We start from the raw sequence: 21,778 nt of genomic DNA, 5'->3' as shown, positions 1-21,778 counted from the left end.
ATGTGAGTGGTGTCATGAGCACGATCCCCAGGGACCCGGCGGAACACCCGAGGGAACAACGGTTAGCCGAAACGTTTGTCGAGCTGGCCGACACCCTGGCGGACGACTTCGAGGAGACCGAGTTCCTGCGCAGGCTCGGCGCCCGGTGCCTGGAACTCCTCGATGTGTCGGGCGCCGGGTTGATACTGGCCGACGCCTACGGCAAGTTGCGCACCGTCGCCGTCCGCGAGGGGCACGAGTGGCCGCGCGGACTGCTGGACCTGCAGCGGGACGGCGGACCGGCGCTGGACTGCTACCGCGCCGCGGCCGTGATCGGGCCGGTGGATCTGACCGCGGGCCCGGCACCGTGGCCGCGGTTCACCGAACAGGCGGTCAGCCACGGTGTCATCGGCACCTACGCCGTACCGCTGCGGTTGCGGGAGACGGCCATCGGCGCGCTGCAACTGTTCCGCACCGAACCGGGCCCGCCGCGCGCCGGTGACGTGGCACTGGCCCAGTCGCTCGCGGACGCCGCGACGATAGGGATACTGCGGCAACGGGCCATCGCCCGCAGTGGGTTGCTCGCCGACCAGCTCCAGTCGGCGCTCGACAGCAGGGTCGTGGTGGAACAGGCGAAAGGCGTACTCGCCGAGCGGTGGGGGGTCGGCGTGGACACCGCGTTCCTCGCACTGCGCCGCTATGCGCGCACCCATCGGCTCCGGTTGTCCGAACTGGCTCGCCGGATAGTGGACAACTCCCTTGATTCTGACGCTCTACGGGACAACTGAGTCAGAGCGCACAACGACCCGCCACTGCACGATTTGCGACGACTCGCGAAACCGGACCATCGGTCGGGACCGCCGGGCAGCCGCCCACCGCCGCACGCCCGCACCAGCGAGGCGTCGCCGTGCGTGGCCGAGTTTTGACTTGGCGTCAACTCGCTCTACCCGTTGGCCGTTGGCCTGTTCTAGGGTTATGTGTGTGGCCCAGGACCCCGGCCACCGTGTCGCCACCGCACCTGAGTACAGCCGCATACCCCCGACGACGCAGGACGTGGTCCAGCCATGGTGAAGGGCACTGCTGCCGCACGCCTTCCGCTGTCCGATCCCAGACGCTCGACGTTGGATGTCTGCTGGACGTTCTCGCTGGCACGTGCCGACGGAAGCGACGCCCTCGCGGAACGGATGACCCACGCCGCGCTCACCACGATCGGCACCCATGACGTGCCCTGTGCGCAGATCGCGGAGGCAACCGCCCTCGCCTGCCGCTATGTTCTGGACTACGGCTACGCCCGGCGATACCGCGTCACCCTCGGCATGGACGACACCCGCTGCACGGTTTCGGTCACCGACTACGGATACGACCAGCCCCCCGACGCACCCGCCACCGCCGCGTTGCACGCGCCTCCCTCGCATGTCACGGCAGAGCTGTGCCATGAGCTGTCCGGGCACGCGGTGGACGGTTCGCGACTGGACGGCGTGCAGGTGCACCACGCACTGGACGGTGCGGTGCTCGTCCGCTTCCGGACACCGCTGCCCAGGTCGACGGACTCCCCTGAACCTCACCCGGCCGCACCGGACACCTCCCGCAGTCCAAGCGCCCGAGGGTGAGGGCCGCCGGTCGGCGGACCTGAGGGGAGCGGGCCGCCGACCGCGCGCCGCATGCCACCGTCATGTGCCGGGCGCCCCCGTGGGGGGCGAGTCGGGTCTGGCGGCCAGCCGGACGGCCTCCTCGGCCTCAGCCAGCAAGGCCCCGATCCCGGCGGCTGCCGCTCGTCGTTCCTTCCGGTCCTCGGACTCACTCACGATCCGCTCGAACTCCCGCAGTCGTGTGGCGCGCTCCGGCTGTCGCTTGATCACGACGAAGACGGACCAACGATGCAGGAAGGTGTGCAGAGCTGCGCTGTTTCCCGCCCGAGCCCCCGCCTTCAACACCTGCCGAAGTTCAGTATCGAACTGGGCGACGCTGACAGGGCTGAGCCGCGCCACTGCCTCCCTGAGGGCGGCTTCGGTTCCGGGCGGCGTTGAGACGCGCGGCCGCGGCGCATAGGGGTCACGCAATGATGTCGACCACGTAGACGCATTCGTCGCGTACGACGGTCAGATATCGAACCGCGACGTTCGGCCGCCACTCGATGCGCACGCCTGGGGACGGTCCGGTGTATTCGGCCCCATCGAGGTAGATCATGGAATTGACTACCGCAAGTTCGGCGGCGATCTTCTCGACCTCAGCGATCACCGCGTCTGGGATCCCCTTCGTGACCCATTCCTTGCTTGGATCCCAGTCCCACCGCCAATCAGCCACCCGCTACCTCTTGGCGCGCGCTGCGGACGATCTCTCCGACCTCTTTGACGGCTGCCCGTCTTACGGCCGGATCCGCATCAGCGATGCGCTGCTCCGCATCATGAAGTCTCCGCGCCCTTTGCGGATCGCGCTCAATGGCGACAATCGAACCCCAGTGGATCAAAAACCGCCGGATGGGCTCCGTACTGCCCTGATCGGCCGCCCAGTCGAACGCCTGCTGCATATCCCCGAACATTTCCGGCAGTCGCGAGGGAACCAGCGTTGCGACGGCTTCTCTCAGACCCTCCCTCGTCAACGGCGGCATGGGAATGATCGGCCCGTCAGACGCTCCGTGCTGCGCTGCTGCGCTCATGCTGTCCTCCCGAAATGATCGGCCCCAGCCTACGGGGCCGTCATCGTCGCGCGGGTCAGATCAGGTCCACCAGATCCGCGATCGAGTTCACCACCCGGGACGGCAGGAACGGGTGGCGTTCCACGTCGTCTGGCTGGGTGAGGCCGGTGAGGACCAGGAACGTTTCCATACCGGCTTCCAGACCGGCCAGGACGTCGGTGTCCATGCGGTCGCCGATCATGGCGGAGGTCTCGGAGTGGGCGCCGATGGCGTTCAGTCCGGCCCGCATCATCAGGGGGTTCGGCTTGCCGACGAAGTACGGGTCCTTGCCCGTCGCCTTGGTGATCAGCGCGGCGACCGAGCCGGTGGCGGGCAGGGCGCCCTCGGCGGAGGGGCCGACCTCGTCGGGGTTGGTGGCGATGAAGCGGGCGCCCGCGTCGATCAGGCGGATGGCCTTGGTCAGCGCCTCGAAGCTGTAGGTGCGGGTCTCTCCGAGGACGACGTAGTCCGGTTCGACGTCGGACAGGATGTAGCCGATGTCGTGCAGCGCCGTGGTCAGGCCCGCCTCGCCGATGACGTAGGCGGTGCCGCCGGGGCGCTGGTCGTCGAGGAACTTCGCGGTGGCCAGTGCGGAGGTCCAGATGTTCTCCTCCGGCACCACAAGACCCATCCGGGACAGTCTGGCGTGCAGGTCGCGCGGGGTGTAGATGGAGTTGTTGGTGAGCACCAGGAAGGGCTTGCCGGACTCGCGCAACCGCTTGAGGAACTCGTCCGCCCCGGGGATCGGGGTGCCCTCGTGGATCAGCACCCCGTCCATGTCGGTGAGCCAGGATTCGATCGGCTTGCGCTCTGCCACGGGGACGACTCCTTCTCGGCTGGGGTGTTCGGGTCCGGGGCGGCCCCGCTCGGGGCGCCCCGGACCCCTCCGAGCCTAGCTGCCGGTCGCGGCCTGCCAGGCACTGACGTAGCTGTTCAGCTGGCCGTTCACCTGGTTCCAGTCCGGCTGGAAGACCTGGACGCCGGACATGATCTGCTTCAGTGCGTCGGCGTTCTTGTCCGTGGCGGAGACGTCGGTACGGGAGGAGAAGCCGCCGCCGACCGAGGAGACCTCCTGCTGGACCTCCTTCGACAGCAGGAAGTCCAGGAACTTCCTGGCGTTCTCGCTGTGCGGGGCGCTCTTCAGCAGGCCCGCTGCGTACGGCAGGGCGAAGGTCGTCGGCTGGCCGCCGTCGTTGGGCGCCGGGAAGAAGATGCCCTGGTCGGGCATGGACTTCATGTCCGCGAAGTTCATCTGCACGTCACCGTTGGCGACCAGCAGCTCGCCCTTGTCGACCTTGGAGGCGAGCGCGCCGGTGGACTTGGACGGGCCGACGTTGTTGGCCTGGAGCTTCTTCAGGAAGTCCATGGCCGGGCCCTGGCCGCGGAAGTCGTGGATCGCCTTGACCAGCACGGCCGTGCCGTCACCGGCGACGCCCGGCGTCGAGTACTGCAGCTTGCCCTTGAACTTGGCGTCCAGCAGGTCGTTCCAGGTCTTCGGCGGCTGCGGGAGCTGCTTCTTGTTGTAGATGAAGCACAGGTAGTTGTTGACGATCGAGGTCCACTCGCCGTTCGGGTCCTTGTCGATGTTGGACACCTGGTCGGACCCCGCCGGGGCGTACTTGGCCAGCAGCCCCTTGCCCTCGGCCTGCTGGATGAACGGCGGCAGCGTGACCACCACGTCCGCCTGGGTGTTGGACCGCTCGCGGATCAGGCGCTGCACCATCTCGCCGGAGCCGCCCTCGACGTAGTTGACCTTGATGCCGGTCTTGGCCTGGAAGTCCTTGAAGACCTTGTCGTAGAAGCCGTCTCCGGTCTCGGACTTGAGGCCGTCGGCGCTGTAGACGGTGATCTCCTGCGCGCCGCTCGCGGAGGAGGAGCCGGCGCAGGCGGTCAGGGAGGCGCCTAGGGCCAGCACGGAAAGGGCGGCGGTGAGCGAGGTGCGGTAGCGAGTGGACATAACAGGTCAATCTCCTTAGGGGGAGGGGAGGCTGGGCCTCATCTGTAGGAGGCCCGGTTCCGGATGCGGGAGACCGCGAAGAGCACCAGCAGCGTCGAGGCCATCAACACCACTGCCAGCGCCGCCCCGGTGAACAGCGCACCACGGTCGGTGGCGCCGAAGATGGTCACCGGAAGCGGCACCCAGTTCGGCGGGTAGAGCATCATCGTGGCGCTCAACTCGCCCATGGACAGGGCGAAGCACAGCCCGGCGGCCGCGGTGAGCGAGGGCAGCAGCAGCGGCAGCTTCACCCGCCACAGCACGTACGACGGACGGGCGCCGAGGCTGGCCGCGCTCTGCTCGTAGGCGGGGTCGAGCCGGGTGAGGGCGGCGGCGACCGACTGGTAGGCGAAGGCCGTCACCAGCACCGTGTGCGCGGTGATCACGATGGTGGAGGTCCCGTTGAGCAGCAGCGGCGGCTTGGAGAAGGCCACCAGCAGGGACAGGCCGACCACCACCGACGGCACCGCGACCGGGAGCATGAACAGGGCGTCCACCACCCGGCGTCCGCGCCGCCGCAGCGCCTCGGCGCCGAGCGCCGCCCAGGTGCCGATGGCCAGTGCGGCAAGGCTTGCGACCAGCGCGGTGACCAGGCTGGTGAGCAGCGCATGCGGGGAGTCGCCCTTGGTGAGCTCCTGGTAGTGGCCGAGCGTCATCCCCGAGGGGAAGGCACCGCTCCAACTGGTGGCGAAGGACGCCACCATGATGACCAGGAACGGCAGCGCGAACACCGGAAGGAAGAGCGCGAAGAAGACGATCCAGACGGCCCACCGGCCGCCTCGGCTATGCACCAGCACGACGGGCACCTCCAGCGCCGCGGGCGAGGACCACCCGGTAGAGGGTGTAAAGCGCCACCGACAGCGCGATGTTGACCACCGCGACCACACACGCACCCGGATAGTCGCCGTCCAGGATCGCCTTGCTGTAGACGAGCATCGGCAGTGTGGTGACGCCCTTGGCGCCGGTGAACAGGATGATCCCGAACTCGTTGAGGCACATCACCAGCACCAGCGAGCCGCCCGCCGCCAGCGAGGGCAGCGCCTCGGGCAGGATGACCTGCCGTACGATGCGCGGCGCCCTGGCGCCCAGCGAGGCCGCCGCCTCGATCTGCGCGGTGTCGATCTGCGAGAAGGCGGCGAGCAGTGGCCGCATCACGAACGGCGTGAAGTAGGTGACCTCGGCGAGCAGCACGCCCCACGGGGTGTGCAGGAAGTCGACCGGCCCGTGCGCGGCGCCGGTGGTGTCGGTCCAGATCCCGTTGACGATCCCGACCGTCCCGTAGACGAACAGCAGCGCCAGCGTGATCAGGAAGGACGGGAAGGCCAGGAAGATGTCGATGAACCGGCTGAGCGCCTTGCCGCCGGGGAACGGGACGAAGGCGATCACCAGGGCGAGGGCGAAGCCCAGCACCAGGCAGCCCACGGTCGAACCGGCCGCGATCCACACGGTGTTGAGCAGCGCCGTTTGGAACCCGGTGGAGGCGAGGACCGTGCCGTACCCCGACAGGTCGTGGCCGCCGCTGTCCGGCGAGACGGACTGCCAGACGACGAGGGCCATCGGATAGAGGAAGACCAGGCCGAGTCCGGCCACCGGCGGCAGCGCCCACAGCCAGCGCGGTACACCGCGCCGGGGGGCGGCGAGGGTGACGCTAGCCATCGGCCACCCCCGCCCCCAGCAGCACCGCGTCCTGCGTCGCGAAGTGCACGGCCACCTGCTGGCCCAGCGCGGGCGGGGTGCGCAACTCCCGTACGTCCGCCTTGATCTGGTGGCCGTCGATGTCCACGAACACCCGGTGGGTGGCGCCCCGCCACTGCACCTCGGCGACGGTGCCGCGCAGTGCGTTGGGCCCCTCGCCGAGGCCGACCAGATGCGGCCGTACGCACAAGGTGGCCGCCGCGCCCGGCGCGATGCCGTCCACCGGAACCTTCAGCTCCGTACCGCCGAAACGCACCGCGTCGCCGATGACCGTCACCGGCAGCAGGTTGGCGTTGCCGACGAAGGAGGCGGTGAACTCGGTGCGCGGCCTGCGGTACAGGTCCTGCGGGGTGCCGCAGTCCTGCAGCCGCGCCTTGTCCATGACCGCGATCCGGTCGGCGAGGGTCAGCGCCTCGATCTGGTCATGGGTGACATAGAGGATCGAGACATCCGGCAACTCACGGTGCAACCTGGCGAGTTCGGCGAGCATCCCGGAGCGCAGCTGCGCGTCGAGGGCGGACAGCGGTTCGTCCAGCAGCAGCACCCCGGGCCGGATGGCCAGCGCACGGGCGATCGCCACGCGCTGCTGCTGGCCGCCGGACAGCTCCCGCGGGTACCGGCGGGCGTACCGCTCCATGCCGGTCATCCGCAGTGCCTCGCTGACCCGTTCGGCGATCCGTGCGCGCGGTACCTTGCGCGCCTTCAGGCCGAAGGCGACGTTCTGCTCCACCCGCAGATGCGGAAAGAGCGCGTACTGCTGCACCACCATGCCGATGCCGCGCCGGTGCGGAGGCAGCGCGGTGACATCGCGGCCACCGATCAGCACCCGCCCGGCGGCCGGGGTGACGAACCCGGCGACGGCCCGCAGCGCGGTGGTCTTGCCCGACCCCGAGGGGCCGAGCAGCGCCATGACTTCGCCGGGTTCCACGGTCAGGTCAAGGGAGTCCAGGACGGTGTTGTCCCCGTACCGGACGGTGACCGAGTCGAACCGGATGCCCATCTCAGAACTCCCGTACCAGCGCCGGAAGTTCGGCGACCGATCCGATGACCCGGGTGGCACCGGCCGCCGTCAGCTGCCGCTCGTCGTGCGCTCCGGTCAGTACGCCCGCCACGATGGCGGCGCCGGAGCGGACGCCGGTGAGCATGTCGTACGAGGTGTCCCCGGCGACCGCGATCCTGCGTACGTCGTCGGTGCCGGTGCGCAGCAGCGCGGTGAGCACCATGTCCGGGTACGGACGGCCGCGGCCCGCGTCGGCCGGGCAGAGGGTGAGGTCGGCGATGTCCTGCCAGCCGAGGGCGTCCAGGATGGCGTCCTGGGTGACCCGGGCGAAGCCGGTGGTCAGTACGACCTTGCGGCCCTCGGCGCGCAGTTCGCCGATGGCCTCGGCGGCGCCGGGCAGCGCGGCGATCCGGCCGCCGTCCACCAGCTCCCCGTAGGCCCGCTCGAACTCGGTGTTGGCCCGCTGGGCGAAGTCCTCGTCCCCGAAGAGGGCGCGGAAGACGGAGATCTTCGACTCGCCCATGGTGGCCCGGACGTACTCCAGGTCAGGCTCGACGCCCAGCCGCTCCGCGGCCCGGGTGAAGGCCTGCTCGACCAGGCCGCCGTCGGCGACGGTGGTGCCCGCCATGTCGAGAACGATCAGATTGATGTCGCGATCCGTCATTTTCCTTACCATCCAAGCTGGTTCGCGGTGTCTTCACCGATGGCCGGGGAGCAGGTCATGCCGCGCCCGCCGGGCCCGGTGACCAGCCACACCCCGTCGGCGACCTGTTCGCGGTGCACGACCCGGCCGGTGTCCACGCACTGCGCGTACACCCCGGCCCAGCGGTGCCGGATGCGCGGCAGCGGGCGGCCGAGCAGCGCCTCGGCGACGCCCCGCAGGTGCTCGTACGGCTCCTCGACCACGTCGAAGCCGAACGGCTCGTCGTACTCGTGGGTGTCCCCGATGGTCAGTCCGCCGCCGAGGCGCTGGACCATCAGCAGTTGCATCCGGTGTTCGGCGGCGGTCTGCGCCTGGGGCTGCCCGTCGTTCAGCGCGTCCAGTGCGCCGCCCGAGTACGCCGGGTAGTAGCGGAAGCTGTCCGCGTCGGCGACCGAGGTGGTCAGCGGCTCGCCCAGCGGGTCGGTCTGCATCATCTGCAACCGCACCTTGCGGACGGGGAGTTCGGGAGCGAGCTCCCGTACCAGACCCGAGAGCCAGGCGCCGGTGCACAGCACGACGGCGTCGGCGCGATGGGTCTGACCGTGGTCGTCGGTGACCTTCCCTGTCCCGGCCTCGCGGACCTCGCGGCCGCCGAGGAAGGTGTAGCGGCCGGAGGCGGTGAGGTGTTCGCGCAGTGCGCGCTGGGTCAGGCGCGGTTCCACCGCGGCGTCGCGCTCGCACCACAGGGCGCCGAGCAGTTCGCCGCGCAGCGCCGGGTTGAGGGCGCGCGTCTCGGCGGCGTCCAGCCACTTCAGGCCGCGGGCGCCCGCGTCCGGGCGGGTGAGCACCTCGTCGGCGACGGCGCGTTCGGCTTCGGTGCGCACCGCGGTCAGCGAGCCATTGGCCCGGAAGCCGACGCCGGGCACCCGCGCGCCGATCTCCTGCCACAGTTCGCGCGCCCGCAGCGCGGTCTCAAGCTCCGCTCCGGAAGCCCGGCCGCCGACCCAGACGAGCCCGAAGTTCCGTACCGAGGCGCCGCGCGCGTCGCGCTCCCGCTCGATGTGGACGACTTCGTGCCCGCGGGCTATCGCCTGCCAGGCGTGCATGGTGCCGAGTGCTCCGGCCCCGACGATGACAACTCTCATGCCCCGGAGCCTGTGCGCCGGGGCTTGAGCGGTTGCGTCGGAGCGATGAATCGAGGGTGAACAGGCCATCACGTTTGGGCTAGACCCGTTATCTTTTCGTGACATGACCGAACGCTACCAAGCGGACGGCGACGGTCGTCAGGCCCCGGACAGATGCGTGGTGAAACTGAATCGATCACCGCGGTAGAGGGACCGGACGCGTTCGACGGGACGGCCGTCGGTGTCCCGCGAGACCCGGTTGAGCAGCAGCATCGGCAGCGCGGGCGGGGTGCCGATCAGCAGCGCCTCACGCGGGGTGGCGAGCACCGTCTCGATCCGCTCCTCCGCGGCGGCGAACCGTACCCCCAGCTGGTCGCGGAGGAACGCGTAGAACGACGAGTCGGGGTTGAAGTCCCGTTCCAGATGCGGGAATCGGTCCACCGAGACATAGGTGCTCTCCAGGCCCACCCGCTCGTCGTCGGCGAGCAGCACACGTTCCAGATGCCATACCGGATCGGTCTGCCCGATCCCCAGCTGCTGTGCGAGCTCCGCCCCCGCGGGCATCCGGTCGAGACCGATCAGGCTTCGGCCCGGCACCTTGCCCTGGCGGCGCACTCCCTCGGTGTACGAGACCAGGGAGAGCGGCTGCTCCAGCTTGGGACCCGCCACCACCGTGCCGCGCCCCTTGCGCCGCACCCGGCCCTGGATCAGCAGCTCCCGCACCGCCTGCCGGACGGTCTCCCTGGCCACTCCGAAGCGCGCGGCGAGATCACGCTCGGTGGGCAGGCTGCCGCCCTCGCCCAGCTCGTCGAGCAGCGTCTCCAACCGGGTCTTGACGGCGTAGTACTTGGGGATGCGGCCATGCTCGGGGATCCCGGACCGGACGGGTGCGCCGGGGGTGCCGCTGTCTTGGGTGTCGCGCGGGTCGTTCACCCCGCGATCCTCGCAGAGCGATGGACGCCCCGCCGGTGGCGGGGTTCACACCCGGCTAACGCCAGGGGGCACCGCGTCGCGCTCCGGCCATCAGGGCAGCGCCGACGAGCAGCATGGCGAAGGCCGCGGAACCGGTGTCGCGCACCCGGGACGGGTTGCGCAGGCCGGTTTCGGCGAGCATCGGACGCGGACGCCCGATGTCGAAGGCGTAGCGGTTGGACTCGCCCACCCACGCACCGTTGCCACCGCGGCGCTGCATGGTCGTGGCGGACACGACCACCCGGTCGGGCGGCGTGCCGGGGGCGAAGCGCAACCGCAGCCGCATGGTGACGGTGCGGCGAGCGGGGACGGTCAGGCCGGGCCCGCTCTGACCGCCCGGCAGGCCGATGTTCTCGGCGTGGTCGGTGGTCTCGAAGGGCACCGCACGCCAGGAACCCGTCCCGGGTGGCGCGTAGCGCAGTCGGATCCGATGGGGCGTCAACTGCCGGTCGCGGTCGACGAGCAGCACCAGCGGGTGGACCTGGCGGCAGTCCCCGGCGGTGGTGTTCCGCAGGGCCAGGAAGAAGGTCCGCGCGGTGCCCCCCGGGGTGTACGTGTCCGGACCGCCGTACAGCCTGGTGCGGATCGGGAACCCGGTGTCGGCCGGGCTTCCGCACGCGGGCGCCCGATCGGTGGGCGGCGCCGGATGCGGGTCCCGCCAGCCCGCCGCCGAGGCCGGGGCGCCGGCGGCCCCGAGCAGCGGAACGATCGCGGCGGCGACGACGGCAAGGGCGCGGCGGCTGGGCGCACTACGCAAGTGCATGGCGGTGACCTTCGCTGTCTGTCTCGCCCGTACGGGCTCTCGCGGGGCACTGGACTCCCCCATGAGACCTGGCACGGCCCGCCCGTCCTTCGTCGGCCCGCCGGGCTACGGCACGCATGCGCCCGGATGCCGGGGCGATCCCATCCGAACGGCGCAGCGGGCCCGCGGGTCAGCCGAGCGCCGTGCGTCCGAAGAGCGGGGCCAGGATCAGGCGGGCGGCGCCGTCGGCGACGGTCTGCCGGTCGGCGGGGGCGACGGTCACCGGAACCCGGTGGGCGGACTGCTCGGCGAGTACCGCGGTGACGCCTTCGGCGAAGGTCCGGCGGTCGGCGAGCACCGCGCGGCCGCCCAGCACGACCCGGTCGATGTCGAGCAGTGCGGCGAGGTTGGCGGCGCCGACGCCCAGCAGGCGCGCGGCCTCCGCGGTGTCGGCGCGGGAGAGGGCCGACAGACAGAGTGCTTCCAGGCAGCCGCGCTTGCCGCAGACGCAGGGTGGGCCGTCCAGCTGCACGATCTGGTGGCCGAATTCACCGGCTCCGGTACGCGGGCCGCGGTAGAGCGCGCCGTCCAGCACCAGACCGGCGCCAAGGCCGGTGCCGAGGTGCAGGTACGCGAACGAGCCGCCGGTGTCGGCGAGTTGGGGCGGTGCGTCGTCGCCGGTCCGGTGGGCCGAGCCCCCGGCGTCCGACGGGCCGGGCGCGCCCTCCCCGCGGGCCAGGCCCAGAACGGCCAGCGCCGCCGCGTTGGTGTCCTTGTCCAGCGATACCGGCATGCCGAGCCGGTCGGCGAGCGCGGCGCGCAGCGGGAATCCGTCCCACCGCGGGAAGCGGGTGACCCGCCGCAGCACGCCCGCCTGGTGGTCGAGGGGGCCGGGGACGGCGGCCCCGGCGCCGAGCACGGTCTGGGCGTCGACACCGGCCAGCAGTTCCCGCACCTGTGCGGCGACCGCGTCGAGCACCGCCTCCGGGCCCGCGCCGAGATCGAACGGTGCGGTGCGGACCTCGACCCGCTCGCCCGCGAGGTCGGCGAGCACCGCCGCCATCTCGTCCCGGTCGAGGTGCAGCCCGACCGCGTAGCGCGCGGTGCGCACCAGGCGCAGCAGGGTGCGCGGCTTGCCGCCGGTCGAGGCACGGCGGCCCGCTTCCGCCGCCATCCCCTCGGCACGGAGCCGGGCCACGATCTTGCTGACCGCCTGCGGGGTGAGGCCGGTGCGTTCGGCCAGCTCCAGTCGGCTGATGCCCTCGCCACCGCCCACGGTGGCGGAACGCAGCAGGTCCAGCACGAGTGCGGCGTTGTGGCCGCGCAGTACGGGCAGGTTGGCCCCGGAGTTACCCCTGTTCACTCCCCCATTGTCGCCGACGCTTGCACTTTCGCAACAGCGTTGCTTTAGTAAACGGCATGCCACTGCCCGTGAATTCCCCGCTCCGCGTCGGCCTCATCGGCTACGGCCTGGCCGGATCCGTCTTCCACGCGCCGCTGATCGCCGCCACCGACGACCTGGTGCTGGACACCGTCGTCACCTCGAACCCCGAGCGGCAGGCGCAGGCCGAAGCAGAGCATCCGCAGGTGCGCACGGTGGCCTCCGCCGACGAACTGTGGAGCCGCGCGGACGAGCTCGACCTGATCGTCGTCGCCTCTCCCAACCGCACCCATGTCCCACTGGCGACGGCCGCCCTGCGGGCCGGGCTGCCGGTCGTCGTCGACAAGCCGCTGGCCGGTACCGCCGCCGAGGGCGCCGCGCTCGCCGACCTCGCCGAGGAACGCGGGCTGCTGCTCTCGGTGTTCCAGAACCGTCGCTGGGACAACGACTTCCGCACCGTGCGCCAGCTCATCGACAACGGTGCGCTGGGCGAGGTACGCCGCTTCGAGTCGCGCTTCGAGCGCTGGCGCCCCAAGCCCAAGGGCGGCTGGCGCGAGTCCGGCGACCCGGCGGAGTTCGGCGGGCTGCTCTACGACCTGGGCAGCCACCTCGTCGACCAGGCGCTCACCCTCTTCGGGCCGGTGCGCACCGTGTTCGCCGAGGCCGATGTGCGCCGCCCGGACGCCGAGGCGGACGACGACACGTTCATCGCCCTGGAGCATGCGAACGGCGTCCGCTCGCATCTGTGGATGAGCGCCGTGGCCCCGCAACTCGGGCCGCGCTTCCGGGTGTTGGGGTCGGAGGCGGGCTACGTGAAGTACGGGCTCGACCCGCAGGAGACGGCGCTGCGCGACGGCCAGCGGCCGGGGCCCGGCTGGGGTACGGAACCGGAGGCGGCATGGGGTCGGCTCGGTGCCGGTGAGTCGCCGCTGACGGGAGGGGGTGACCCGGTACCGACACTGCCGGGGGACTACCCCGCGTACTACGCGGGCATCGCGGCCGCCCTGCGCGACGGCACGGTGCCACCGGTGAGCGCCCGTGAGGCGGTTGCCGCCCTGGAGGTCCTGGAGGCGGCCCGCACCTCGGCGGCGGAGCGCCGCACCGTCGCTCTGCCGGGGCGGTCATGACCGGCCGTCAGGAGGCGTTGGCGCTCGTACCGGTACTTGAGGAGCAGGAACACCGGCTCACGCTGGGGCGGTTCACGCATGAGGACGCCTGGCGACTGGGCGGCCTGCTACGGGAGCTGTCTCTGGAGCGTCAGGCGCCGGTCGCCATCACCATCCTTCGCGGCCCGCAGCGCCTGTTCCACTGCGCGCTCCCCGGTTCGTCCACCGACAACGACGAGTGGCTGGCGCGCAAGTGCCGAGTGGTGGAGCGGTACGCGGAAAGCTCCTACCTGGTGGGCACCCGCTTCCGCGCCAAGGGCACCACCTTCGAGGAGTCCTCTCGGCTGGCCCCTGACCGGTACGCGGCACACGGCGGCGCCTTCCCGCTGCGCGTTGACGGGGTCGGCGTCATCGGCGCGGCCGCCGTCTCGGGCCTGCGGCAGGCGGAGGACCACGCGCTGGTGGTCACCGCCCTCGAACGCCTCATCGCCTGACCGGCGGAAATTTAGGCGGTGGTCGCGGTTCGTGCGGCACCGCCGGGCTCCACCGTGGTGGTTGCTCGCCGTCGCGGCGGGTCCTTCTTGGGGGCAAGCCCCCAGACCCCCGGCAAGGTTGGGGCCAGGCCCCGAACCCGCCGGGGTTGCGGCAAGTCGCCATCGAGACGGGATGTCGGGGCTCGCCCCGACTTGATGACCCGCCACGACGGCGGGCAACCACCACGCCGTGACCTGGCGGAACCGAACCAACCACAACCCCCGCGGCATCAGCGCTTACCCCGGCCCCATAGCCCACCACAACGGCGGGCAACCACCACGGCGGAGCCCGGCGGATGCCGAACGAACCGCAACCCCGCGATGGAATCCGCCGGAGGGGCACTACGCGTTCTTGAACACCTGCCGCTGGCGGCCGAGTCCTGTCACCTCAAGCTCCACCACGTCACCGGCGCGCAGGTACGGCTTGGGCTCCGGCTGCCCGAGGGCCACGCCCGCCGGGGTGCCGGTGTTGATGACGTCACCGGGGTGCAGGGTCATGAACCGGCTGAGGTACCGCACGACCTGAGCGACCGGGAAGATCTGGTTCGCCGTCGAACTGTCCTGCTTCAGCTCGCCGTTGACCCACAACCGCAGTGTCAGCCCCTGCGGGTCCGCGATCTCGTCGGCGGTGACCAGCCAGGGGCCGAGCGGGTTGAACGTCTCGCAGTTCTTGCCCTTGTCCCACTGGCCGCCCCGCTCGATCTGGAACTCGCGCTCGGACACATCGTGCGCGATCGTGTATCCGGCGACGGCCGCCAGGGCCTCCGCGTCAGTCTCCAGATAGCGCGCGGTGCGGCCGATGACGACCGCCAACTCGACTTCCCAGTCGGTCTTCACGCTGGACCTGGGGATGAGCACGGTGTCGTCCGGGCCGACCACGGTGTCCGCGGCCTTCATGAACACGACCGGCTCGGCCGGGATCGGCGCCCCGGTCTCGACGGCGTGGTCATGGTAGTTGAGCCCGATGCAGACGATCTTTCCGATCCGGCCGAGCGGTGGACCGATGCGCGGCCCCGACTGATCGAGCACCGGCAGCGCGCCACCCTGCGCGGCGTCGCGCACAGTGGCCAGCGCGGACTCGTCGGCGAGCAGTGCCCCGTCGATGTCCGGCACCAGTCCCGACAGGTCGCGCAGGATCCCGTCGTGGTCCAGCAGCGCCGGGCGCTCCGCTCCCGCCGGTCCGACACGCAGCAGCTTCATTGAGGACTCCCGTGGTCGAGGGGTGGACACGTTGTGACGCAGGGCTGGCAGCCATGCGGTTCCACGCAGCCGACGAGGACGGTCATCGGATGACTTGTCTGATCCTCCAATCCCGGATGGCCACTCCGCAAGACCGGTTCACGGAATGGACTCAACGGCACCGGGTGCCACCTCGGGTGTGTCCGGAGTCCGTTGCAGCAGCGCCCGCTCAACGGCGGTCCAGGTCATGGTCGTCGCCAGGTACAGCCCGGTGGCGAGGGGGACGACGGCCGCGGTGACGAGCGTCCCGAAGGACAGCAGCGGAAGGAACTTCGCCAGGCCGCCCGCCCCCGGCAGTGCACCGGGTGCCGCGGCCGAGCCCGCATGCGCCGCCGCCTTGCGCGCTCGCCGGAAGGTCCAGGCCGCGACCGCCGTGATCACCGCGAACAGAGCAAGGAACACCACCCCATGCGGCCCGAACACCCCGCCCGCGCGCACCGCGTCCAGCCAGTGCCCACCGAGCGGCGCGCCCGCCAGGGTGTGGTCCCGTAGCGCCCCGCCGCCACCCGAGAACAGGTGGTACGTCACGGCGAAGACCGGCAGTTGCAGCAGCGTCGGCAGACAACCGGCGATCGGCGACACCCCCTCCTTCGCGTACAGCTCGGTCAACGCCCGTTGCATCCGCTGCGGATCGCCCTTGTGCCTGGCGTTCAGTTCGGCGATGCGCGGCGCCAACCGGTTGCGCACCCGCTCGCCTCGTGCGGCGGCCCGGGCCAGCGGGTGCAGTACGAGGCGTACGCACAAGGTGAACAGGACGATCGCGGCGGCCATCGCCGAGGCGCCGAACAGCGGTTGCAGGAGATGGGCGAGTTGGGACAGCAGGGTGACAAGTGGCGTGAAAACGGACATGGTTGAGCCCTCCACGGGTCTCGTCGAGCCGGAGCCGAGTAATCGGAATCGGAATTCGGCATGACGAGCCGCGTTGGCGTGTCCGGCGAACCGGACAGGCGCTTGCGCCTACGCGGCCGTCCAGAGCGGACGGCCTGGCGCTCGGGGCCGCGGACGGCCGGAGGCATCGGGATCCCGCTGTGCCAGAAACGCCGTTCGGCGCTCCCGATCGCGGATCGCGGTGCGTATTCGCCCCGGCGGCACGGGGCGGGCGGCGGCCGCGGTGACGAAGGCGCGGCACAGCAGCACCGCGGCGGCGGTGGTCGCGGCTGCCGCGACCACGGTCGTCACCTGGGCCTGGGTCAGCAGCAGCCCGCCCAGCAGAAGGATCAGCGTGCCGAGGCAGGCGCGCAGCGCGTGGACACCGCGGGACCCGCTGTCGCGGAACATCTCGGCACCCCCCTCCAGGTCTCAGGCTTCGACCTCGGATTCGATACTAGACCGCCTCACCGACAACGCGTTCGGGTCGGCCCTCCCCCAACGCCTCCTCGGCCAGCACCTCTTCATCGGGCCGCGGATCCGCCGAGCGCGGGCCGAGGTATGTCACGGTCAGCGTGACCAGCACGTTCACCCCGAGCGCGAGCAGCCCGGCATTCACCCCGCACAGCGGATCTTGGTCGGAGAAGACCAGCAGGCAGGCCACCGTGAACCCGGCCACCAGCCCGCTCACCGCGCCGACCAACGTCAGTCGGCGCCACAGCAGCCCCAGCAACACCATCGGCACGAGCTGGGCCATGCCCTCGTAGGAGATCAACGACAGCCGCACCAGCGTGTTGGGCGCCTCGTACGTCATGAGCAGCGCCGAGACCCCCGCCAGCACCACGACCAGTTGCGACCACAGCTTCTGCCGATTCGCCAGCCGCGGTACCGCGCCGAGCACGCTACGCCCCCACATCGTGCCGATGACCAGCATGAACACCGCCATCGGCACGATCGAGGAGAGTGCCGCCGCCACCCCGACAAGACCCACCAGCCATCCGGGCAGCGAATCGACCACCAGCTTGAACAGCGCCAGGTTCGACCCGGCACCGGTCAGCCCGGGCACCACGAACAGCGCGGCCATCCCCAACAGCACGGGGACGAACAGCAGCACCTGGTAGCAGGGCAGCCAGATCGCGTTGCGCCGGAGCACCTCGGCGTCCCGAGCGCCCAGATAGCCCGCGACGGTGGTCGGGAAGATCACGACCGTCAGCGAGTTGAGGACCGTGGTGGTGATGAACCAGGTCTGCCCCAGGCCGCCCGAGGCATGCCCGGGAAACGTCAGCCACTGCGACTTGTGCTGCACCAGCCGGCCGAACAACTCCCCGTACCCGCCGAAGTAGTGGACCGGCACGTACACCGCGAGGAATCCCAGTGTGCCGATGACCAGTACGTCCTTGAGGACCGACACCCAGGCGCTGCCGCGCAGCCCGCTCACCACCACGAAGCCGGTGGTCACCAAGAAGGCGATGAAATAGGCCCAGTTGAGGCTGATCACGCCATGGGAGACGGTGGTGACCACCACCCCCATGCCGGTGATCTGCAACTGGATGTACGGCAGCAGGCAGACCGTGGCCAGCACCGCGACCGCCGCACCGAGCCAGGGGCTGGCGAACCGGTGCGCGACCAGGTCGGTGATCGAGACCAGGCCGTGCCTGCGGGCGTAACTCCACAGCATCGGCCCGACGACGTAGCCCACCGCGTAGCCGCACGACAGATACGCGATGACGTAGAGCACCGGTGCGCCGTAGTTGTACCCCCAGCCCGCCGCGCCCAGGTAGCTGAAGCTGGTGTAGCTCTCCCCGGCCATCAGCAGCCAGATGAAGAACGTGCCCAGACTTCGGCCGCCCACCGACCAGTCGGCGAGGCCGCCCCCGGAGCCGCGGCCGCGCACCGCGAGCAGCCCCAGCGCCACCGTGAGCACCATGAAGACCCCGAACACCGAGGTCGCCACGGTGGCGTTCATGACCGCACGCCCCTGTCGCCGCGGTGCGCGAGCCAGACCGCGAGCGGTGTCACAGCGGTCGCCACCAGCATCCAGAAGAACAGGAACGGAATCCCCAGCACCACCGGATGAACCCGGTTCACCAGCGGTAGTGCCGCCAGGAAGAACACATACGGAACGAGCAGCCAAAGCAGCGAACGGCGGCGTTTGAGTGGCGTTGACACTCACTGACCCTAGCGTGGCCGCTCGGCCGTCAACCGCCCCCACACCACCAGCCGGTACCGCGAGGTGAATTCGGGTGTGCAGGTGGTCAGCGTGATGTAGTAGCCCGCACCGGTCATGCGGTCCTCCGGGTGCACACTGCTGTACGGCACCGGGTCGATGACCGATCCGTCGAGCGCCGAGGTCTGCGCAACCGTCTGGTCGACCACGTAGGTGAAGCGCGCCCGCGCGGTCTCCACCAGCACCTGGTCGCCGGGGCGCAGCCGGTTGATGTAGCGGAACGGTTCGCCGTGGGTGTTGCGGTGTCCGGCCAGCGCGAAGTTGCCGGGCTGGCCGGGCTGTGCGGTGTGCGGATAGTGGCCCACATAGCCGAGGTTGAGCACGGCGGTCTTGCTGGTGCCCTCGGCGACGGGGGCGCTGACCCCGATCGCGGGGATGCGGATGACGGCGTACGCCATGTCCCATTGCGGGGCGGGCGGCGGGTCGTTGGCGGGGGGCGCGGCGGTGGGAGCGGCGGTGCGGGCCGCGGATTCATCGGAGGTGTGGACGGAGGCGACCGGCGCCTGCGGCGGGGAGTCCCACTGCTGCTCCAGGGCTGCGACCTCGCGGTGCGCGGCGCCGCGCGCCTGGAGGTTCGTCCACCACAACTGGTGGACCACCAGCAGCAGCACGACGGCGCCGAGGGTCACCGAGGCCTCGGCCAGCCACCACCATGCCCGTACCAGCTTGCCCATGCGGGCAGGCTAGGTGACGCATCGTCAGGTATCCAGGCTGGCGGTGGAGGTTTTCCGCTTGCTTCGCTCCCGGATCCCGGACGGCTCCCCCGGCGGTCCCTAGCCGCCGACCACCCGTGACACCGTGAAGATCAGCAGACCCGCCAGGGCGCCGACCACCGTGCCGTTGATGCGGATGAACTGCAGGTCACGGCCGACGTGTGCCTCGATCTTCCGGGAGGTCTGCTCGGCGTCCCAACCGGCCACGGTCTCCGTGATCAGCGCGGTGATCTCGTCCCGGTACGTGGTCACCACATACGTCGCGGCGTCCTCCAGCCAGCCGTCCACCTTCGCCTGCAATCGCCGGTCGGACGCCATCCGGGCGCCCAGCGACAGCAACGACGCCCTGGTCCGCAACCGCAGTTCGCTGCGCTCGTCGCCGGCCGCCGAGACCACCATCGAACGCACCGCGTTCCACGTCGACTCGATGAGGTCCTGCACCTCGCCACGGGCCAGCAGGTCCCGCTTCAACCGTTCCACCCGCTCACGGGTGTCCGGATCGGACTGCAACTCCTGCGCGAAGTCCGCCAGGAAGCGGTCCAGCGCACCGCGTGCCGGATGGTCCGGCATGTCCCGCATCTCGCCGACGAACCGCAGCAGTTCCTTGTAGACCCGCTCCCCGACCCGCCGGTCGACGAACCGCGGCGTCCAGCCGGGTGCCCCGTTCTGCACCGCGTCCATCACCGAGTCGCCGTGCAGCACCAGCCAGTCGTGGGCCCGTACGCACACCAGGTCCACCACCCGGCGGTGGCCGCCCTCCCCGACCACCCGCGCCAGCATCCGACCCAGGCCCGGCGCCACATCCATGGTGTCCGCCCGCCGGGTGATCGCCTCGCCGACGACCGCCTGGACGTCGGAGTCCCGCAGCACCTTCAACGTGCCGCGCAGCGCGGCAGCCGCCTGCTCGGTGACCCGGTCGGCATGGTCCGGATCGGCAAGCCAGCCGCCCAGCCGCGAGCCGATGCCGACCGCCCGCAGCCGGGCTCTCACCACCTGCTCGGACAGGAAGTTCTCGCCCACGAAGTCGCCGAGCGACCTGCCCAGTACGTCCTTCTTCGTCGGGATGATCGCGGTGTGCGGGATGGGCAACCCCAGCGGCCGTTTGAACAGCGCCGTCACCGCGAACCAGTCGGCCAGCGCACCGACCATGCCGGCCTCGGCGGCCGCCGCCACGTACCCCGCCCAGGCCCCGGCACCCGCGGCGCCCGCCCACTTGGCGAGCCCGTACACCACCGTCGCCACCGCCAGGAACCCGGTCGCGACCAGCTTCATCTTCCGTACGCCGCGCCGCCGCTCCTCGTCCGCCGGGCTGTACGAGAATCCGCCGTGCCGCCCCGCAGGACCGCTGTCGACGGCGGTCTTCGCCACCACATCCATCCGTTCCACCCCGTGATTGTCTCCGTGATCGTCCACGTCACATCCACCTCTGGAACGATCGGCAGGTTCCCGTCGTCTCTAGGGGCGGAAACCCGCGGGTCAGCCTGGTCAGCGGGGAGTTCCGGAGCGCCCCATATGATCATGGGGCGCGGCGCGCGGTACCGCCGCCAGAGGACCGAGGAGAAGCACCGCGTGACCAGGAAGTCCGGTTATGCCCTGCTCGCTGCGCTGGCGTCGGTAATCGGCGTGGTGTGCACCGCGATATTCGTCGGCATCGGCGGTGCGCACACCGACGACACGCCGACGGCACCCCGGCCGCACTCCACCGCCGCCGCCCCGGCCGCCGCCGGAGCCTGGGTCGGCACCTGGGCCACCGCACCCGCAGCCGCGGAACCGAACACTCCGCACGGCTACCCCGGCATGTCGATCCGGAACGTGGTGCACATCAGCGTGGGCGGCACCGCCGCCCGGGTCCAGTTCTCCAACCTCTTCGGCACCGCACCGCTCACCCTGACCCACACCACACTGGCGGTCGCGGACGGCACCGGCGGGGCGGACGCGCTCCCCAGCACGCTCGCCGGGCTGGCCTTCGGCGGGCGCACCGTGGTGACCATACCGGCGGGCGAGAGCGTGCTCAGCGATCCGGTACGGCTGCCGGTGCCGAGCGCCGCCGACCTGCTGATCACCACCTTCAGCCCGTACGCCTCCGGTTCCGTCACGTACCACCCGCACGCCCGCCAGACGTCCTACGTGGCGCGCGGTGACCACGCGGCGGACGCGGGCGGAACCGCCTTCACCGAACAGAGCCCGTACTGGCGCTATGTGACCGCCGTCGACGTCTGGACCGATCAGGCCAAGGGCGCGGTGGTCGCCCTCGGTGACTCCATCACCGACGGCTTCACCTCCACGGTCGGCGCCAACCACCGCTGGCCCGACTACCTCGCCGAGCGGCTGGACGGCAGCGCCGCCGGGCCACACCTCGGCGTGCTCAACGAGGGGGTCAGCGGCAACCGTGTGCTGCTCGACGCCGCCCCGAACCTCGCGGGCAACGGTCCGAGCGCGCTGCACCGTGCCAACCGCGATGCGCTGTACAGGACCGGCGCCAAGACCGTGATCGTCGAGCTCGGCATCAACGACATCATCCAGACGCCGCGTCAGGCCGACCCGGACGCCATCGTCGCGGGCCTACAGGAGATCACCCGCGAGGCACACGCCCACGGCATCCGTGTGGTGGGTGCCACCTTGACCCCCTTCGAAGGCGAACGCGGCTACGACCCCCGCCTCAACACCGTTCGCGAACAGGTCAACGCGGCGATCCGCAGCGGCCGGGTCTTCGACTCGGTGGTCGACTTCGACCAGGCCCTGCGTGACCCCGCACACCCCGCTCGGCTCCGCCCGATGTACGACTCGGGCGACCATCTGCACCCCAGCGACGTCGGCTATCAGGCCATGGCCGACGCCATCGACCTCAGCTCCCTGCTGGGCGACGCCCCGGCCAGCCTCTGAACGG

Annotated in this window: 25 protein-coding genes; 5 read left to right on the top strand and 20 right to left on the bottom strand. The window is 70.8% G+C overall.

Features of this window, described 5'->3' with window-relative positions:
- Positions 1-14 precede the first annotated feature (14 nt).
- Positions 15-767, top strand: coding sequence for a GAF and ANTAR domain-containing protein (locus P2L57_RS06230; RefSeq protein ID WP_275809567.1), 753 nt, complete (start codon positions 15-17; stop codon positions 765-767).
- A gap of 276 nt (positions 768-1,043) precedes the next feature.
- Positions 1,044-1,589: a hypothetical protein gene (locus tag P2L57_RS06225; RefSeq protein ID WP_275809564.1), complete on the top strand. Its 546-nt coding sequence runs from the start codon at positions 1,044-1,046 to the stop codon at positions 1,587-1,589.
- Between the two features lie 60 nt (positions 1,590-1,649).
- Here the strand turns inward: P2L57_RS06225 and P2L57_RS06220 are convergent, their stop codons facing one another.
- The 13 genes from P2L57_RS06220 to P2L57_RS06160 form a co-directional block, all read right to left on the bottom strand.
- Positions 1,650-2,039, bottom strand: coding sequence for a DUF6247 family protein (locus P2L57_RS06220; RefSeq protein WP_275809561.1), 390 nt, complete (start codon positions 2,037-2,039; stop codon positions 1,650-1,652).
- The gene (locus P2L57_RS06215; protein ID WP_275809557.1) at positions 2,032-2,283 is read right to left on the bottom strand and encodes a hypothetical protein; all 252 of its coding nucleotides are present in this window, start codon (positions 2,281-2,283) and stop codon (positions 2,032-2,034) included. The genes P2L57_RS06220 and P2L57_RS06215 overlap by 8 nt, the downstream gene beginning before the upstream one ends.
- A complete protein-coding gene (locus tag P2L57_RS06210) occupies positions 2,276-2,635 on the bottom strand; it encodes a hypothetical protein (protein WP_275809554.1) in 360 nt (119 codons plus the stop codon). The genes P2L57_RS06215 and P2L57_RS06210 overlap by 8 nt, the downstream gene beginning before the upstream one ends.
- A gap of 55 nt (positions 2,636-2,690) precedes the next feature.
- The gene (locus tag P2L57_RS06205) at positions 2,691-3,470 is read right to left on the bottom strand and encodes an HAD-IIA family hydrolase (RefSeq protein WP_275809551.1); all 780 of its coding nucleotides are present in this window, start codon (positions 3,468-3,470) and stop codon (positions 2,691-2,693) included.
- 75 nt (positions 3,471-3,545) lie between these two features.
- Positions 3,546-4,610 carry a 2-aminoethylphosphonate ABC transporter substrate-binding protein gene (locus P2L57_RS06200; RefSeq protein WP_275809548.1) on the bottom strand — a complete coding sequence of 355 codons (1,065 nt, stop codon included), beginning with the start codon at positions 4,608-4,610 and terminating at the stop codon, positions 3,546-3,548.
- 38 nt (positions 4,611-4,648) lie between these two features.
- A complete protein-coding gene (locus tag P2L57_RS06195) occupies positions 4,649-5,446 on the bottom strand; it encodes an ABC transporter permease (RefSeq protein ID WP_275809545.1) in 798 nt (265 codons plus the stop codon).
- Positions 5,433-6,305, bottom strand: coding sequence for a 2-aminoethylphosphonate ABC transporter permease subunit (locus tag P2L57_RS06190; RefSeq protein ID WP_275809542.1), 873 nt, complete (start codon positions 6,303-6,305; stop codon positions 5,433-5,435). Before P2L57_RS06190 ends, P2L57_RS06195 begins: the two co-directional genes overlap by 14 nt.
- Positions 6,298-7,344 carry an ABC transporter ATP-binding protein gene (locus P2L57_RS06185; RefSeq protein ID WP_275809539.1) on the bottom strand — a complete coding sequence of 349 codons (1,047 nt, stop codon included), beginning with the start codon at positions 7,342-7,344 and terminating at the stop codon, positions 6,298-6,300. Before P2L57_RS06185 ends, P2L57_RS06190 begins: the two co-directional genes overlap by 8 nt.
- A gap of 1 nt (position 7,345) precedes the next feature.
- Positions 7,346-8,008 (bottom strand): phosphonatase-like hydrolase, encoded by a 663-nt coding sequence (locus P2L57_RS06180; protein ID WP_275809536.1) that lies wholly within the window; start codon positions 8,006-8,008, stop codon positions 7,346-7,348.
- A gap of 5 nt (positions 8,009-8,013) precedes the next feature.
- Positions 8,014-9,132 carry a TIGR03364 family FAD-dependent oxidoreductase gene (locus P2L57_RS06175; RefSeq protein ID WP_275809533.1) on the bottom strand — a complete coding sequence of 373 codons (1,119 nt, stop codon included), beginning with the start codon at positions 9,130-9,132 and terminating at the stop codon, positions 8,014-8,016.
- Positions 9,133-9,270: 138 nt separating this feature from the next.
- Complete coding sequence (locus P2L57_RS06170; RefSeq protein WP_275809530.1) at positions 9,271-10,044, bottom strand: GntR family transcriptional regulator; 774 nt, start codon at positions 10,042-10,044, stop codon at positions 9,271-9,273.
- A 55-nt stretch (positions 10,045-10,099) separates the two neighbouring features.
- A complete protein-coding gene (locus P2L57_RS06165; protein WP_275809526.1) occupies positions 10,100-10,846 on the bottom strand; it encodes a hypothetical protein in 747 nt (248 codons plus the stop codon).
- Between the two features lie 169 nt (positions 10,847-11,015).
- On the bottom strand, positions 11,016-12,188 hold the full coding sequence (locus P2L57_RS06160) for an ROK family transcriptional regulator (RefSeq protein ID WP_275809523.1): 1,173 nt from the start codon (positions 12,186-12,188) through the stop codon (positions 11,016-11,018).
- Between the two features lie 56 nt (positions 12,189-12,244).
- Between P2L57_RS06160 and P2L57_RS06155 the strand changes: the two genes are divergently transcribed.
- On the top strand, positions 12,245-13,333 hold the full coding sequence (locus tag P2L57_RS06155; RefSeq protein WP_275809520.1) for a Gfo/Idh/MocA family protein: 1,089 nt from the start codon (positions 12,245-12,247) through the stop codon (positions 13,331-13,333).
- Entirely contained in the window at positions 13,330-13,806 is a 477-nt protein-coding gene (locus P2L57_RS06150; RefSeq protein ID WP_275809517.1) for a heme-degrading domain-containing protein, read from the top strand. Before P2L57_RS06155 ends, P2L57_RS06150 begins: the two co-directional genes overlap by 4 nt.
- A 381-nt stretch (positions 13,807-14,187) precedes the next feature.
- Here P2L57_RS06150 and P2L57_RS06145 read toward each other — a convergent pair whose 3' ends face one another.
- From P2L57_RS06145 to P2L57_RS06115, 7 genes are all read right to left on the bottom strand, one after another.
- On the bottom strand, positions 14,188-15,045 hold the full coding sequence (locus P2L57_RS06145; RefSeq protein ID WP_275809514.1) for a fumarylacetoacetate hydrolase family protein: 858 nt from the start codon (positions 15,043-15,045) through the stop codon (positions 14,188-14,190).
- A gap of 138 nt (positions 15,046-15,183) precedes the next feature.
- Positions 15,184-15,933 carry a YidC/Oxa1 family membrane protein insertase gene (locus P2L57_RS06140; RefSeq protein WP_275809511.1) on the bottom strand — a complete coding sequence of 250 codons (750 nt, stop codon included), beginning with the start codon at positions 15,931-15,933 and terminating at the stop codon, positions 15,184-15,186.
- A gap of 108 nt (positions 15,934-16,041) precedes the next feature.
- A complete protein-coding gene (locus P2L57_RS06135; protein WP_275809508.1) occupies positions 16,042-16,362 on the bottom strand; it encodes a DUF6412 domain-containing protein in 321 nt (106 codons plus the stop codon).
- Between the two features lie 46 nt (positions 16,363-16,408).
- Complete coding sequence (locus P2L57_RS06130; RefSeq protein ID WP_275809505.1) at positions 16,409-17,917, bottom strand: sodium:solute symporter family protein; 1,509 nt, start codon at positions 17,915-17,917, stop codon at positions 16,409-16,411.
- Positions 17,914-18,120: a DUF3311 domain-containing protein gene (locus P2L57_RS06125; RefSeq protein WP_275809502.1), complete on the bottom strand. Its 207-nt coding sequence runs from the start codon at positions 18,118-18,120 to the stop codon at positions 17,914-17,916. The genes P2L57_RS06130 and P2L57_RS06125 overlap by 4 nt, the downstream gene beginning before the upstream one ends.
- A 9-nt stretch (positions 18,121-18,129) precedes the next feature.
- The gene (locus tag P2L57_RS06120; protein ID WP_275809499.1) at positions 18,130-18,852 is read right to left on the bottom strand and encodes a class E sortase; all 723 of its coding nucleotides are present in this window, start codon (positions 18,850-18,852) and stop codon (positions 18,130-18,132) included.
- A 99-nt stretch (positions 18,853-18,951) separates the two neighbouring features.
- Complete coding sequence (locus P2L57_RS06115) at positions 18,952-20,268, bottom strand: DUF445 domain-containing protein (RefSeq protein ID WP_275810121.1); 1,317 nt, start codon at positions 20,266-20,268, stop codon at positions 18,952-18,954.
- Positions 20,269-20,460: 192 nt separating this feature from the next.
- Between P2L57_RS06115 and P2L57_RS06110 the strand changes: the two genes are divergently transcribed.
- Positions 20,461-21,774: an SGNH/GDSL hydrolase family protein gene (locus P2L57_RS06110; protein WP_275809496.1), complete on the top strand. Its 1,314-nt coding sequence runs from the start codon at positions 20,461-20,463 to the stop codon at positions 21,772-21,774.
- Positions 21,775-21,778 lie beyond the last annotated feature (4 nt).

Origin of the sequence: Streptantibioticus ferralitis (assembly GCF_029223525.1) — a bacterium.
In the GTDB taxonomy this organism is placed as follows: Bacteria; Actinomycetota; Actinomycetes; order Streptomycetales; family Streptomycetaceae; genus Streptantibioticus_A; species Streptantibioticus_A ferralitis.
Note: the sequence above shows the minus strand (reverse complement) of the source record. Positions and strands in the feature narration are given on the sequence as shown.

Coding starts and splice junctions, on each gene's coding strand:
- P2L57_RS06145 (WP_275809514.1), bottom strand. CDS start 15,045: ATGAAGCTGCTGCGTGTCGGACCGGCGGGAGCGGAGCGCCCGGCGCTG.
- P2L57_RS06115 (WP_275810121.1), bottom strand. CDS start 20,268: ATGGATGTGGTGGCGAAGACCGCCGTCGACAGCGGTCCTGCGGGGCGG.
- P2L57_RS06165 (WP_275809526.1), bottom strand. CDS start 10,846: ATGCACTTGCGTAGTGCGCCCAGCCGCCGCGCCCTTGCCGTCGTCGCC.
- P2L57_RS06135 (WP_275809508.1), bottom strand. CDS start 16,362: ATGTTCCGCGACAGCGGGTCCCGCGGTGTCCACGCGCTGCGCGCCTGC.
- P2L57_RS06180 (WP_275809536.1), bottom strand. CDS start 8,008: ATGACGGATCGCGACATCAATCTGATCGTTCTCGACATGGCGGGCACC.
- P2L57_RS06210 (WP_275809554.1), bottom strand. CDS start 2,635: ATGAGCGCAGCAGCGCAGCACGGAGCGTCTGACGGGCCGATCATTCCC.
- P2L57_RS06225 (WP_275809564.1), top strand. CDS start 1,044: ATGGTGAAGGGCACTGCTGCCGCACGCCTTCCGCTGTCCGATCCCAGA.
- P2L57_RS06120 (WP_275809499.1), bottom strand. CDS start 18,852: ATGGGCAAGCTGGTACGGGCATGGTGGTGGCTGGCCGAGGCCTCGGTG.
- P2L57_RS06190 (WP_275809542.1), bottom strand. CDS start 6,305: ATGGCTAGCGTCACCCTCGCCGCCCCCCGGCGCGGTGTACCGCGCTGG.
- P2L57_RS06130 (WP_275809505.1), bottom strand. CDS start 17,917: ATGAACGCCACCGTGGCGACCTCGGTGTTCGGGGTCTTCATGGTGCTC.
- P2L57_RS06185 (WP_275809539.1), bottom strand. CDS start 7,344: ATGGGCATCCGGTTCGACTCGGTCACCGTCCGGTACGGGGACAACACC.
- P2L57_RS06150 (WP_275809517.1), top strand. CDS start 13,330: ATGACCGGCCGTCAGGAGGCGTTGGCGCTCGTACCGGTACTTGAGGAG.
- P2L57_RS06200 (WP_275809548.1), bottom strand. CDS start 4,610: ATGTCCACTCGCTACCGCACCTCGCTCACCGCCGCCCTTTCCGTGCTG.
- P2L57_RS06140 (WP_275809511.1), bottom strand. CDS start 15,933: ATGTCCGTTTTCACGCCACTTGTCACCCTGCTGTCCCAACTCGCCCAT.
- P2L57_RS06155 (WP_275809520.1), top strand. CDS start 12,245: ATGCCACTGCCCGTGAATTCCCCGCTCCGCGTCGGCCTCATCGGCTAC.
- P2L57_RS06230 (WP_275809567.1), top strand. CDS start 15: ATGAGCACGATCCCCAGGGACCCGGCGGAACACCCGAGGGAACAACGG.
- P2L57_RS06175 (WP_275809533.1), bottom strand. CDS start 9,132: ATGAGAGTTGTCATCGTCGGGGCCGGAGCACTCGGCACCATGCACGCC.